Origin of the sequence: Bacillus sp. NP247 (assembly GCF_018966865.1) — a bacterium.
Classification (GTDB): Bacteria; Bacillota; Bacilli; order Bacillales; family Bacillaceae_G; genus Bacillus_A.
The window spans coordinates 2,619,551-2,633,038 of sequence record NZ_CP076653.1 but is presented as its reverse complement, the minus strand read 5'-3'; the positions used below and the strand labels follow the sequence as shown (position 1 = coordinate 2,633,038).

Below are 13,488 nucleotides of genomic sequence, written 5' to 3'. Positions count from 1 at the left end.
TTATGGCAATACTTGTAACAGGTGGAGCAGGATATATTGGTAGTCATACATGCGTAGAATTACTAAAAAACGGTTACGAAATTATAGTAGTAGATAATCTTTCGAATAGCTCAGTAGAGTCTATAAATCGAGTGACAGAGATAACAGGAAAACAGTTTAAATTTTATAAAGAAGATATTTTAAATCGAGAAGCACTTGATACGATTTTTGAAGAAAATACAATTGAAGCTGTTATTCACTTTGCAGGCTTTAAGGCTGTAGGGGAATCAGTAGCAATTCCGTTAACGTATTATCATAACAACATTACAAGCACATTAGTGCTATGTGAAGTGATGCAGAAGCATAATGTGAAGAAGATGATCTTCAGTTCATCTGCAACAGTGTATGGTATCCCAGAAACATCACCAATTACGGAGGAGTTTCCATTAAGTGCAACAAATCCATATGGTCAAACAAAATTAATGATTGAACAAATTATGCGTGATGTAGCATTTGCGGATGCAGGATGGAGTATCGCATTACTTCGTTACTTCAACCCATTTGGTGCACATGAAAGTGGGCGTATTGGAGAAGATCCAAATGGAATTCCAAATAACTTAATGCCATATGTAACACAAGTAGCGGTAGGGAAGTTAAAGGAATTAAGTGTATTTGGAAATGACTATCCAACAAAAGATGGCACGGGTATCCGTGATTATATTCATGTTGTAGACTTAGCAAATGGACATGTAAAGGCGCTTGAAAAGGTACTTGGCACTACTGGGATAGATGCATACAATCTCGGTACAGGTACTGGTTATAGTGTATTAGAAATGGTTGAAGCATTTGAAAAAGTTTCAGGCAAGGAAGTTCCATATAAAATTACGGAACGTCGCCTTGGTGATGTTGCAGTATGTTTTGCAGATGCATCGAAAGCAAAGCGCGAATTAGGATGGGAAGCAATACGCGGATTAGAAGAGATGTGTGCAGACTCTTGGAGATGGCAATCAAATAACAAAAATGGCTATCTAGAAGTTTAATATGTAGATAAAAAAATGACCTTTTTGCAGGAGCAAAAGGTCATTTTTATTTATTTATTTCCATTAAGTTTATTAGCAAATTTAGTAAAGAAAGTTCGCTGTTTTATAGGGACGTTTGACTGGCAAAACGTGTAGTAATCAATATCTTTAATGTAAGTAAAGAGTCTAGAAATAGCATATAAGAATGTAATAGAAGATCCAATTGCAAAACTAATACCGTAACCATTGAATCCAAATGGAAGTAGAAGAATACTTAATAACAGATTTGCAAAAAAGAATAAGGCTGATGTTCGAAGTGCACCTTTACGATCTTCAAAATATAAGAGTAGTAATGTGATAACAAGGACCATCCCGTTTGCATAGGCACCAATTATAGTCAGCTGCAGAATAGAGTATTCAAGTGTCATTTTTCCAGATTGTGAACTAAACATCCATATTATAAAAATAATAAGTAAAGAAAAAATACCTTGATTACGAAGTATGCGTTCCATTTCTTGTTTGGGGACAAAGTTCATCGAATCTTTTAATTGTAAAATTGTATTTAATGTCGCCCCATTGTTAACTGAACCGAAGAACTTCTTATACCTTTCATAAAACCTTGTTTCAATGGATACTACGAAGAAAATATAGGTTGGGATAATGCTTAAATAAGCCCAGAAAACAGAGGTATCATACATTTGATGATAGATAAATGTGTTTTCAATATTTCCTCGCCCTTCCCCGAACCAAATAACAAAGTTACATACCCAAATGCCAATATTGTAAAGTGAGCTTGACCAAAATAGTTCTGGATATTTATCTAAATAAGAAAGAAAGGTAAATTGTTCAGTAGCATCACTATTTGGAAACATTCGTACAATAACTATACTTAACCACACTAATGTAATGAAGGTCCCAATTGTAAAAGCAATTAAAAGTAATAGGGCAAATCCATGTTCTAGTCCGAGTGTTGGATGCCAGTAAGATATAAGTGCAATTCCAGATAAGGAGAAAATGGAACCAATTAAAAATGCAAGAGCGATGGACTGATAATCTTTAGCTGCTGTTAAATAAATGGATTGAATCCAAATGATATTTAAAGCTAAAAATAAAAATAGCATCACGATTTTATAATACAAGGCTAATGGTGTAAAAATTGCAAACAAAAGCCATAAGATAATAGCTAAGAAAAGTGTGATTTTCGTCATTCCTAAAAAGGAAGAAAATACTTTATCAGCTTTTTGCTCGTATAAAAGGTCAGCCAGCTACCCAAGGGAAATTCCGGGAAGCATATGTAAATTTATTAAAAGAAATTAAAAGCGTTGATTCCAACCTGCTTCTTATACAGAATTGGGGATTTGACACAATTAAAAATACATCCTTGAATTTTATACATGGTGTATTGTGGGAAGACTTCAATAAACAAGTTATTGCGAAAGATGAATGGAGTCAAAATTGGATGCGCTATTTTAAACAACAAAGTAATAAAATTGTAACGTTTACCGTTACTCCAAATAACGTATCTAAAAAATATAGTTCTATAAATGGATTTATTCCTACAATCAATCCGAATGACATTTATGATAAATAGCAATTGTTCGGAATAAGAAACTATCAAGATTGACTATGACAGTTTAGGTCAGTAATACGATTATCTTATAAAGATGAATGTATTACTGACCAGCCCTTTTTATATAATAGGGGGACTTAATGAATTCGAACGAGCTGTTTATGGTATACTGTGTTACCTTCTTGGCTTGAATATGGTGGTAAGCTTCGCCCAAAGCAATTTGCAATAATGTTGGAATGATCATTATATGAAATTCGGATTTCATATAAATCTACAGTGTCATCTAAATCGGCGTAAAAAACGGCAAGATTATTACTGTCGAGAGAATAGGGGAAGCTCGCTTCTACATTTTCTCCAATCAGTACGGGAAGTTTTACAGGAGTGGAATAAGTAGACCAATCCCATACCTCAATAGTTACGTGATGTGGATAGTATTTATCCAGGTTCACAATGTTAGCTACAGCGGAAACAGTATTAGTTTCTTTCGTTAAAACACCAGTTGAATGAATTACATATCGGGGAATTCCATGATGAAGCATATACATCTTACCTTTCTTAAAAGATTAATATGAATTTAAAATATTTTATGTGAAGGATCGATAGAATGAACTAGTATAAATGAATCATTCTATTGATTTTCATAGAAAACAAAGAGGATAATTTGAAAATCATCCCAGGTCTTGTTTTGTTGTTAGAGTGCGTTTATAATCAAGTAATCCTATTAGCTTTTTGATAGGATTATTTTTTATTGAAAGCGCTTTTAATTCTGGGTGTTGTTAGAGTAACATTTTTACTTTCAAATACGGGAAAGCTGAATGGGAGTAAATAAGAAATAATATTGCTATATAAGTTATAAAAGAGATTTTCATTTTATTTTTTAAGGTAGGAAGTCTGACTTATGATATGAAAAAATTTGTATGTAGTTTTAAGTAAGAAGAAAGATAATAAATAATATGATTTTTTATATGGTGGGGAGGTTACAGTGTGAAAATATAAGATTTTCACACGAATATATATGGGTTACGTAGGGTTATTACTTTCAGGTGCAGCTTTATTTTTAAATAGTCTTGTCATATTAGGCAAAGTAGAGATGAAAAGTGCAGGTGTCTTTAATTTATTTGTGGGAGCATTACAAATTATCATTCCGTTCTATTTGATTATGATTTCTGATCAAAGTAATTGGACGGTATATTCATACGCAGCTACTTTTTTATTTGGTTTAACTTATTTATATGTAGGCATTACTTTTATTAAAGGAATGGATAGTAGTGGACTAGGATGGTTCTGTATTTGGGTAGCAATTATTGCTTTATTCTATATGGTTGTTTCATTTGTTCAATTCCACGATGTTGTTAATGCGTTAACATGGTTTATGTGGGCATTACTTTGGTATTTATTCTTTGTATTGAATGCACAAAAAAAGAATATCAATCAATATCTTGGCAGAATTGCCTTTGTACAATCATGGGTAACATTGACGTTGCCTTCACTCTTTTATTTTATGGGAGTATGGGGAGAGGGATTCGTATATGAACTGTGGGTTTACGTATCAGTAATTTCTATTTTATATTGCTGCTATTGTATTTTTAAATACCGAGTACGTTAGTATCGTATGTAGAAAAAACATGGAATCGTTAAACTGATTCCATGTTTTTTCTATTTTAGCGTTTATAATAAAGGTAGTATTTTACAATTTATAAAACGGGGATGATGAAGGTGAAAAAAGTATTGGTGCTAGGGGGAACAAGGTTTTTTGGTAAACATTTAGTAGAAGCACTTTTGCAAGCTGGGGATGATGTAACAATTGCTACGCGGGGAATTACCGAAGATTCCTTTGGGGATACAGTAAAAAGAATCGTAGTAGATAGAGAAGACGAAAAGTTACTGGAAGAGCGTTTGGAAGGTAAAAGCTATGATGTTGTATACGATAATTTATGCTATAGCTCGAATGCTGCGGAAGTTATATGTAAAGTATTACGTGATAGGGTGAAAAAATATGTTATGACATCTTCAATGGCTGTCTATGAACCTGCAATAGACCTGCAAGAAGAGGATTTTAACCCGTATGAGTATTCAATCACGTATGGAGATAGGAAAGATTTTACTTATAGTGAAGGGAAGCGATTAGCAGAAGCGGTGTTGTTTCAACATGCAACATTTCCAGTCGTTGCAGTACGTTTTCCGGTAGTTATTGGAGAAAGTGATTATACGAAAAGATTGCAGTTTTACGTTAAAAGTGTTGTGAAACAAGAGCCAATTGTTGTAAATTCGTTAGATGGAAAGTTGGCGTTCATACATGAAAAAGAAGCTGGAGAGTTTTTAGCATGGTGCGGAATGGAAAGCATAGAAGGTCCAATTAATGCTTGTAGTAACGGGGTGATTACTATGAGAGAAGTTATTCGTTTTATAGAAGAAAGCACGGGGATAAAGGCGCTTATTCAAGAAGTAGGAGACAATATAGCCCCTTATAATGAGGTAACTAATTGTACGTTACATAATAGAAAGGCTCGCGAATTAGGATTTCCGTTCCAAGAATTAAAATTAGAAATAAAAAATGTTTTACAGCATTACATAAATACACTGAAGTAATCATAAATCCCCCGGTGGCAATCCGGGGGATTCTGGAGGATTTCGACAATACTAATTTTACATTACCAAATTTACCTTATACGCACGACTAATGCTTTTGTAATTGAATTGCTTGCAAATACTTTTCATTCACTCGGTCCCAATTAACTGTATTCCACCAATTGGTGATGAATTCTGGACGCCGATTTTGATACTTTAAATAATAGGCATGTTCCCATACATCGATGACGAGTAATGGGATCTTACCTTCTTGCAAAGGTGTATCTTGATTGGGTGTACTCATAACAGCGAGTTCTTCACCATCAAGAACAAGCCATCCATATCCACTTCCAAAACGACTAATGGCCGCTTTGGACAGTTGGTCTTTTAAGTTGTCAAAGGTATTGAAATAATAATCAATTACTTTTGCAACGTCTCCATTAGGCTCGCCGCCACCTCGTGGGCTCATCACTTCCCAAAAAAGACTATGACAATAATGTCCACCACCGTTATTTCTTACAGCTGTAACAATTTCTTTTGGCAAATCATCTAAATTACATAGTAACTCTTCTAAAGATTTATTATGTAATTCAATATAATTTTCTAAAGTAGCATTTAAATTGTTTACATATGTCGCATGGTGCTTTCCATGATGAATGGAGAGTGTATTGCTATCGATATATGGCTCTAGTTCATCATAGTCATATGAAAGCTTTGGCAATTGAAATGAAGACATAAAATTACCTCCTTTCTTTTTAAAAGTTGGTCTAGGTAAAAAAACTTTACCTTAGTCAAAATTACACCTATTCTTCATGTAAGTCAATAGAAAGTTATTTAATTTTCTGAAAGTATTACAATAAAAGTAACACTTTCACTTTCGTTTGTGACTATTATCCTTTTTGCTTATACTGTAAATTAGTAGCGTTTGTTGAAATAGAAGGAGATTGTTTATGAGTAAAACGAAACAATTAATAGAGGAAGCGATTAATTTTATTACGATTTGCTATAAGGAACTTAATAAAGAGCAATTAATAGAAGAGCGTATTGGAGAAATTCTAATAGAAATAGAGAAGACCGGAACGTATGAGCATACATTTGAAGAACTTGTTCATGGATCGCGAATGGCATGGCGTAATAGTAATAGATGCATTGGGAGATTGTTTTGGAGTAAGATGCACATATTAGATGCGCGTGAAGTAGATGATGAGGAAGGTGTATATAATGCATTAATTCATCATATTAAATATGCAACTAACGATGGGAAAGTTAAGCCGACAATTACGATTTTTAAGCAATATCAAAGTGAAAAAAATAATATTCGAATTTATAATCACCAATTAATTCGATATGCAGGATATAAAACGGAAATGGGAGTGATCGGTGACTCTCATTCCACTACATTTACAGATTTTTGTCAGGAGCTTGGTTGGCAAGGAGAAGGTACACATTTTGATGTATTACCACTTGTATTTTCTGTTGATGGAAAAGAGCCTATGTATAAAGAAATTCCTAAAAAAGAAGTGAAAGAGGTACCAATTGAACATCCAGAGTACCCAATGTCATCTTTAGGAGTGAAATGGTATGGGGTACCGATGATTTCAGATATGCGCTTAGAAATAGGCGGTATTTCTTATACAGCAGCCCCGTTTAATGGATGGTATATGGGGACTGAGGTTGGTGCTCGTAATTTAGCGGATCATGACCGCTATAATTTGCTTCCAGCAGTTGCAGAGATGATGAATTTAGATAATTCTAGAAATAGTACGTTATGGAAAGACAAAGCGTTGATTGAGTTAAATATAGCTGTTTTACATTCTTTCAAAAAACAAGGGGTTAGCATTGTAGATCACCATACTGCCGCCCAGCAGTTTCAGCAGTTTGAGAAGCAAGAAGTTGCTTGTGGGCGGGTTGTAACTGGCAACTGGGTGTGGTTAATTCCGCCGTTGTCGCCAGCTACCACTCATATTTATCATAAACCGTATCCGAATGATATTTTGAAGCCAAATTTCTTTCATAAATAGTTTGTAGTATAGGGCATTTCTTGCAAAATATAAATTTTTTTAAATTACTGTTATGTAGCAATTGGAAGCCTTTACTCTTAGTTATTTGAGGAAGGGGATTTTTGAACCAGGGAGTTCGTTGTGTTATAATCAAATTTCTGTTTCGAAGACCTTATAGAAATATAAGGTCTTTTGTTTTGCTTTTTTATGTGATAGGAATAGAAAATTTCTTTTAAATAAAGGATTTAGCATATTTTTAGGGACAACATAAGTGTGTAGAAAATTGATGAATTATTATGCTTATATAATCATTGTGTTTTGGGTGTAAACAATAAAACATAATAAAGTTGTTTTTTTAGATTGCTGAGGAAGGAGGAAGGAAAATGAGGATGAAGAGTCAAAAAACGGATTGGCCTGTATTTCTTATTAGCGGTGGCTCGCTTTTATTATTTGTAATTGCAGTTATTTTAAATAAAAGTTATGTAGAGGGAGTCATTAATAGCAGTTTTGCAGCTTCAATTAAATATTTTGGTGCCTTTTGGCAGGTTTTATTAATTGGTACATTTATTGTTGCGATGTGTATGGCGTTCTCGAAATATGGGAGAGTTAAACTTGGAGGATTAGAAAAACCTGAGATTGGTACGGCAAAATGGCTCGCTATTATTATGTCTACATTACTTGCCGGAGGTGGCGTTTTTTGGGCAGCAGCAGAGCCAATGTATCATTTGATGACGGTGCCACCAATACATGAAGGTATATCTGCTGGAACGAAAGAAGCGGTCATGCCTGCTTTAGCACAAAGTTATATGCACTGGGGTTTCTTAGCATGGACGATTTTAGGGACAATTAGTGCAGTAGTTATGATGTATGGGCATTATCATAAAGGTATGCCGTTAAAACCTCGAACGCTTTTATATCCTATTTTTGGGGAGAAATTGCGAAAGAGTTTTCTTGGAACAATGATTGATGTATTTGCAATTATTGCGGTAGCTGCAGGAACAATTGGCCCAATCGGATTTTTAGGATTACAAGCAAGTTATGGCTTACAAGCATTATTTGGAATTCCTGATGTGTTTACTACTCAATTAGCAATTATTATTTGTGTAGTGGCCGTTTCTACTATATCTGCGGTAACGGGAATTAATAAAGGGATTCAAATAATAAGTGATTTAAATGTTAAACTAGCGATTTTATTGATGATGTTTGTGTTATTCTTTGGACCAGGTGGATTTATTATTGATTCATTTGTTTCTTCGTTTGGATTTTATATAAATGAGTTTATACCAATGAGCACATATCGCGGGGATACAGGTTGGTTAGGATCGTGGACAATCTTCTTCTGGGGATGGTTTATTGGATATGGACCGATGATGGCAATTTTAGTGAGTCGAATTTCAAGAGGAAGAACGATTCGAGAAATCATCGTTGCAATTGGAATTATTGCACCTATTATTACAACGTTTTGGTTTACGATTTTGGGAGGATCAGGTGTGTTTTATGAGTTAATGAAGCCTGGCTCTATCTCGGCTGCATTAAGTGAATCTGGTATGCCAGCAGCTATGATTGCAATTACACAGCAGTTGCCACTCTCTAATATTATTGGACCAGCATTTCTTTTATTAACAATTTTATTTGTAGTAACAACAGGAGATTCAATGGCCTATTCTATCTCGATGGCAGTGACTGGAGATGGAGATCCTAGAATTAGCTTGCGAATTTTTTGGTCGCTTATTATGGGCGCAGTTGCAGCAATTCTTTTATATATGGGTGAGGGAAGTATTAATGCATTACAATCCTTTATTGTAGTGACGGCTGTTCCTGTATCAATTTTATTATTCCCGATGCTATGGTTAGCTCCTAAAGTTGCAGGGGAATTAGCATTGAAGCAAGGAATTGTAGAAGAAAAAGATAAAACAGCTTTCTTATTCCAGAAGGCTAGTAAATCAAAATAAATGATAAACAAACATTGAAAAGAGGAAGCATCTGAAATGAGGTGCTTCCTCTTTTACGTTTAATCTAACACTTTTCCCTTTGTTTCTGGTACACATAATAGCATCGTAATCAATCCGATTGGATAGATGATAAAAATTAGGGACAATGCTCCAAGTAGATGGCCATCCGTAGCGAGTAATCCGATAATAACCGGCCCAAATCCAGCTAATCCACGCCCTGTACCGAAAATAAAGTTTTCCGCTGTGGAGCGAGCTTCGGCAGGATAGTTTTATGTGTAAAATATTTCAAAAACATTTCATTCTTCTTGACGCACGCTTCATTATTTTCCCATAATAAAACTAACTAATATAAAAAGGAATGAATCACAGATGCTAAATTTAGTACTTATGATGATTGAACGCGTCGGACTTATTGTTATTTTAGGATTTTTACTTTCTCATATTAAAACATTTAGGCGCCTTCTTCATAAGCAAGACGGATATGTAGATAAGTTTAAGCTTATTTGTATTTTTTCAGTGTTTACAATTGTAAGCAATTACACAGGGATTGAAATAGCAGGAAATACTATTATGAATGAAAATTGGCTACAAGGTGTTTCTTCATCGAGTACAATTGCGAATACACGTATTATGGGTGTTGGAATTAGTGGATTGCTCGGCGGGCCTATCGTTGGAATTGGAGTAGGATCGATTGCTGGTATTCACCGTTATATGCTTGGTGGGACGACAGCGGCAAGTTGTGCAATCTCATCAATTTTAGCAGGAGTTATAACGGGTTATATTGGATACATTTTCAAAAAATATAATCGTACAATTACGCCTAAATTTTCAGCGATTTTAAGTGTTTTTATCGTTTCTTTAGAAATGGTTATGATTCTATTAATTGTAGAGGATGGAATTAGTATTGTGAAAACAATTGCGATACCGATGATCCTTGTGAATAGTTTCGGGAGCTTTATTTTACTTTCTATGATACAAGCCATTTTGCGTCAGGAAGAGAATGCAAAAGCTCTGCAAACACATAAAGTATTACGGATTGCCGATAAGACGTTACCATATTTTCGCCAAGGGTTAACAGAAGAGTCTTGTAAACATGTGGCACAAATTATTCACCGCTTTACGGGAACGGATGCGGTATCCTTAACAGATACAGAGAAAATCTTAGCTCACGTTGGATTAGCATCAGACCATCATATTCCTTCACACAGTTTAATAACAGGTTTATCAAAATCCGTATTAAAAACAGGGGAAATAATGAAAGCGAAGTCTCGTGAGATTATTAATTGTCAACATGAGGGGTGTCCATTACAAGCGGCAGTTGTTATTCCATTAACTTCACATGGAAATACGATAGGAACATTAAAACTTTATTTTAAAAACTCTAATCAATTAAGTCGTGTTGAAGAAGAGTTAGCGGAAGGGCTGGCGAAAATATTCTCCACACAGCTTGAGTTAGGTGAAGCTGAGTTACAAAGTAAGTTGTTGCAAGATGCCGAAATAAAAGCGCTGCAAGCACAAATCAATCCGCATTTTTTATTTAATGCAATTAATACGGTATCAGCTTTATGCCGAACGGATGTAGAGAAAGCGAGAAAATTATTATTGCAGCTTAGCGTTTATTTTCGTTGTAATTTGCAAGGGGCACGACAATTACTTATTCCATTAGAACAAGAGTTGAATCATGTACATGCATATTTATCGTTAGAGCAAGCGAGATTTCCGAATAAGTATGAGGTGAAGATGTACATTGAAGAGGCACTAAAGGTGACTTTAGTTCCACCATTTGTGCTTCAGCTATTAGTTGAAAATGCATTGCGCCACGCTTTTCCGAAAAAGCAGCCAGTGTGCCAAGTCGAGGTACATGTGTTTGAAAAAGAAGGGATGGTTCACTTTGAAGTAAAGGATAATGGACAAGGGATTGAGAGTGAACGTCTAGAGCAATTAGGAAAAATGGTAGTTCCATCAAGGAAAGGGACGGGAACAGCTTTATATAATATTAATGAACGACTTATCGGGTTATTTGGGAAAGAGACAATGCTTCAAATTGAAAGTGAATTAGAGCAAGGGACAAAGATCCTCTTTGTAATTCCGAAAAAAGTAGAGGAGGAAAAACGGAGTGTTAAAAGTATTAGTAGTTGATGATGAAATGTTAGCACGGGATGAATTGAAATATTTATTAGAGCAAACAAAAGAAGTAGAGATAATTGGTGAGGCAGATTGTGTAGAGGATGCATTAGAAGAATTAATGAAAAACAAACCAGATATTGTTTTTTTAGATATTCAGTTATCTGATGATAACGGATTTGAAATCGCAAATATATTAAAGAAAATGAAAAATCCACCTTCAATTGTATTTGCTACTGCATATGATCAATATGCGCTGCAAGCATTTGAAGTAGATGCATTAGATTACATTTTAAAGCCATTTGATGAAGAACGTATCGTACAGACATTAAAGAAATATAAAAAACAAAAGCAAATAAAATTAGAAACAAAGCAAGACGTAAAGAGTGTAGATGTAACGACCGAGATGCATAAATTAGCATTACCAATTGAGGAATCAATTGTACTTGTCAACATTGAAGATATTATTTATGTAGGGCTTGTAGATGGGAAAGTAACTGTAAAGACAATGAAAGAAACATATGTAACACATGATACGCTTGTCATTTTGGAAAAGAAATTACCACAAACAATTTTTATGCGTGTTCATCGTAGTTTCGTTGCTAATATTAATCATATTTCTGAGATACAGCCGTGGTTCAATTCGACGTATAACTTAATTATGAAAGAGGGATCCAAAGTCCCAGTTAGCCGTACATATGCAAAAGAACTTAAAAAGCTGCTCCGTATTTAAGGAGCAGCTTTTGTATTTCACCGTATGATTTTTGTAATTGGCTGTTTATATTTGACATCCTGTTATGTAAACGCTTACTTAGGTGTTTGTATCCTATAAAATAAAGGTACCAAATCAAAAGAGGTGGCCAAAATGAGCACAAAAAAAGTATATGGATTTCTATCACAAATATTCGTTTTTTCAGCTATTATGTTAGTTTCTAATATTATCTCAACCCATTTACCAATTCCGATGCCGTCATCAGTAATCGGGTTAGTCGTTTTATTTAGTCTATTATGTTTAAAGGTTATTAAATTGGAGCAAGTTGAATCACTCGGAACAGCTTTAACAGGTATTATCGGATTCCTTTTTGTCCCATCAGGTATTTCAGTTATTAACTCTCTTGGTGTAATGAGCCAATATTTCGTACAAATCCTAACCGTAATCGTTGTCGCAACAATTATTTTACTTGCTGTAACAGGTTTATTTGCACAATTGATTTTAGGTAAAGATGACAAAGAAACAAAAGAGTTGAAAGTTGTAAACAAAGGAAGCAAACATGGAAAAGTCGCGTAACTATTTTAGACCATACATGGTTAGGAGGTAATGAACATGACAAGCACAATGACTCCATATTTCGGAATCGTCGTTTCATTAATTGCATACGGAATCGGAACGTTTTTATTCAAGCACTCAAAAGGATTCTTCTTATTTACACCACTATTCGTAGCAATGGTATTAGGGATTGTATTTTTAAAGGTAGGTAACTTTACCTTTGAGGAATATAATACGGGCGGAAAGATGATTAGTTTTTTCTTAGAGCCAGCAACAATCGCATTTGCGATTCCATTATATAAACAAGTTGATAAGTTAAAAAAATATTGGTGGCAAATTTTATCGGCTATCGTGGTTGGATCTATTTGTTCAGTGGTTGTTGTGTTCATTGTCGCAAAAGCAATTGGTTTAGATACAGCTGTAATGAACTCAATGTTACCGCAGGCAGCAACAACAGCAATTGCATTACCAATATCTGAAAGTATCGGTGGTATTCCAGCAATTACATCATTTGCAGTTATCTTCAATGCAGTTATCGTATACGCATTAGGAGCTTTATTCTTAAAAACATTTAGAGTTAAACATCCGATTGCTAAAGGTTTAGCTCTTGGGACAGCAGGACATGCGTTAGGGGTTGCAGTAGGGATCGAAATGGGTGAAGTAGAAGCAGCTATGGCAAGTATCGCTGTGACAGTAGTTGGTGTTGTAACAGTAGTTATCATTCCGATGTTTATGCCATTCATTGGGTAATATAACTTACTTAAAAAATTATAAAAGCAAGCTATTTGTAGGACGGATTTCTACTGATAGCTTGCTTTTTATGTTACAGTATTGGTAAGACCTATTTTTATAAGAATAAAAGTTTCCTTAAATCTTCATTAATACTATGCATAATGCGTTTTGAAATAGGTCATTGTATTGTAAAATAAGAAGTAACATAATATATTAGCAAAATTAACGGGCGGTTAGGATTGAAGATAAATTGCTCGCAATGGTTTTAATATTAAAG

12 protein-coding genes and 2 pseudogenes are annotated in these 13,488 nt (G+C 34.6%); 10 read left to right on the top strand and 4 right to left on the bottom strand.

Annotated features, from left to right (window positions below):
- Positions 1–2: 2 nt before the first annotated feature.
- Entirely contained in the window at positions 3–1,019 is a 1,017-nt protein-coding gene (galE, locus tag KPL75_RS13825; protein WP_219921036.1) for a UDP-glucose 4-epimerase GalE, read from the top strand.
- Between the two features lie 50 nt (positions 1,020–1,069).
- On the opposite strand, the gene pelG is transcribed toward galE, so the two are convergent.
- Positions 1,070–2,206, bottom strand: a complete 1,137-nt coding sequence (gene pelG, locus KPL75_RS13820) for an exopolysaccharide Pel transporter PelG (protein ID WP_258237034.1) — start codon at positions 2,204–2,206, stop codon at positions 1,070–1,072.
- A 50-nt stretch (positions 2,207–2,256) separates the two neighbouring features.
- Between pelG and KPL75_RS13815 the strand changes: the two are divergent.
- Positions 2,257–2,589: pseudogene (locus KPL75_RS13815) on the top strand (glucanotransferase); the annotation flags it as partial.
- A gap of 116 nt (positions 2,590–2,705) precedes the next feature.
- Here the strand turns inward: KPL75_RS13815 and KPL75_RS13810 are convergent.
- Positions 2,706–3,107, bottom strand: a complete 402-nt coding sequence (locus KPL75_RS13810; protein WP_219921035.1) for a hypothetical protein — start codon at positions 3,105–3,107, stop codon at positions 2,706–2,708.
- A 476-nt stretch (positions 3,108–3,583) separates the two neighbouring features.
- Between KPL75_RS13810 and KPL75_RS13805 the strand changes: the two genes are divergently transcribed.
- Both KPL75_RS13805 and KPL75_RS13800 read left to right on the top strand, forming a co-directional pair.
- Positions 3,584–4,174, top strand: coding sequence for an AmiS/UreI family transporter (locus KPL75_RS13805; protein ID WP_219921034.1), 591 nt, complete (start codon positions 3,584–3,586; stop codon positions 4,172–4,174).
- Positions 4,175–4,278: 104 nt separating this feature from the next.
- Complete coding sequence (locus tag KPL75_RS13800; RefSeq protein WP_258237046.1) at positions 4,279–5,157, top strand: NAD-dependent epimerase/dehydratase family protein; 879 nt, start codon at positions 4,279–4,281, stop codon at positions 5,155–5,157.
- A gap of 88 nt (positions 5,158–5,245) precedes the next feature.
- Here the strand turns inward: KPL75_RS13800 and sodA are convergent, their stop codons facing one another.
- Positions 5,246–5,872, bottom strand: coding sequence for a superoxide dismutase [Mn] (sodA, locus tag KPL75_RS13795; protein WP_219921032.1), 627 nt, complete (start codon positions 5,870–5,872; stop codon positions 5,246–5,248).
- A 214-nt stretch (positions 5,873–6,086) separates the two neighbouring features.
- Between sodA and KPL75_RS13790 the strand changes: the two genes are divergently transcribed.
- Positions 6,087–7,157 (top strand): nitric oxide synthase oxygenase, encoded by a 1,071-nt coding sequence (locus tag KPL75_RS13790; protein WP_219921031.1) that lies wholly within the window; start codon positions 6,087–6,089, stop codon positions 7,155–7,157.
- Between the two features lie 362 nt (positions 7,158–7,519).
- Positions 7,520–9,088: a BCCT family transporter gene (locus KPL75_RS13785; RefSeq protein WP_219921030.1), complete on the top strand. Its 1,569-nt coding sequence runs from the start codon at positions 7,520–7,522 to the stop codon at positions 9,086–9,088.
- 59 nt (positions 9,089–9,147) lie between these two features.
- Here KPL75_RS13785 and KPL75_RS13780 read toward each other — a convergent pair.
- Positions 9,148–9,357: pseudogene (locus KPL75_RS13780) on the bottom strand (MFS transporter); the annotation flags it as partial.
- 100 nt (positions 9,358–9,457) lie between these two features.
- On the opposite strand from KPL75_RS13780, the gene lytS reads away from it, so the two are divergent.
- From lytS to lrgB, 4 genes are all read left to right on the top strand, one after another.
- Positions 9,458–11,227, top strand: coding sequence for a two-component system sensor histidine kinase LytS (gene lytS / locus KPL75_RS13775; protein ID WP_219921029.1), 1,770 nt, complete (start codon positions 9,458–9,460; stop codon positions 11,225–11,227).
- Positions 11,205–11,945 carry a LytR/AlgR family response regulator transcription factor gene (locus tag KPL75_RS13770; RefSeq protein WP_002113186.1) on the top strand — a complete coding sequence of 247 codons (741 nt, stop codon included), beginning with the start codon at positions 11,205–11,207 and terminating at the stop codon, positions 11,943–11,945. The genes lytS and KPL75_RS13770 overlap by 23 nt, the downstream gene beginning before the upstream one ends.
- 132 nt (positions 11,946–12,077) lie before the next feature.
- On the top strand, positions 12,078–12,500 hold the full coding sequence (gene lrgA, locus KPL75_RS13765) for an antiholin-like murein hydrolase modulator LrgA (protein ID WP_219921028.1): 423 nt from the start codon (positions 12,078–12,080) through the stop codon (positions 12,498–12,500).
- A 36-nt stretch (positions 12,501–12,536) separates the two neighbouring features.
- Entirely contained in the window at positions 12,537–13,229 is a 693-nt protein-coding gene (lrgB, locus tag KPL75_RS13760; RefSeq protein ID WP_002144612.1) for an antiholin-like protein LrgB, read from the top strand.
- Positions 13,230–13,488 lie beyond the last annotated feature (259 nt).

Coding starts and splice junctions, on each gene's coding strand:
- galE (WP_219921036.1), top strand. CDS start 3: ATGGCAATACTTGTAACAGGTGGAGCAGGATATATTGGTAGTCATACA.
- pelG (WP_258237034.1), bottom strand. CDS start 2,206: ATGACGAAAATCACACTTTTCTTAGCTATTATCTTATGGCTTTTGTTT.
- KPL75_RS13810 (WP_219921035.1), bottom strand. CDS start 3,107: ATGCTTCATCATGGAATTCCCCGATATGTAATTCATTCAACTGGTGTT.
- KPL75_RS13805 (WP_219921034.1), top strand. CDS start 3,584: ATGGGTTACGTAGGGTTATTACTTTCAGGTGCAGCTTTATTTTTAAAT.
- KPL75_RS13800 (WP_258237046.1), top strand. CDS start 4,279: ATGAAGGTGAAAAAAGTATTGGTGCTAGGGGGAACAAGGTTTTTTGGT.
- sodA (WP_219921032.1), bottom strand. CDS start 5,872: ATGTCTTCATTTCAATTGCCAAAGCTTTCATATGACTATGATGAACTA.
- KPL75_RS13790 (WP_219921031.1), top strand. CDS start 6,087: ATGAGTAAAACGAAACAATTAATAGAGGAAGCGATTAATTTTATTACG.
- KPL75_RS13785 (WP_219921030.1), top strand. CDS start 7,520: ATGAGGATGAAGAGTCAAAAAACGGATTGGCCTGTATTTCTTATTAGC.
- lytS (WP_219921029.1), top strand. CDS start 9,458: ATGCTAAATTTAGTACTTATGATGATTGAACGCGTCGGACTTATTGTT.
- lrgA (WP_219921028.1), top strand. CDS start 12,078: ATGAGCACAAAAAAAGTATATGGATTTCTATCACAAATATTCGTTTTT.
- lrgB (WP_002144612.1), top strand. CDS start 12,537: ATGACAAGCACAATGACTCCATATTTCGGAATCGTCGTTTCATTAATT.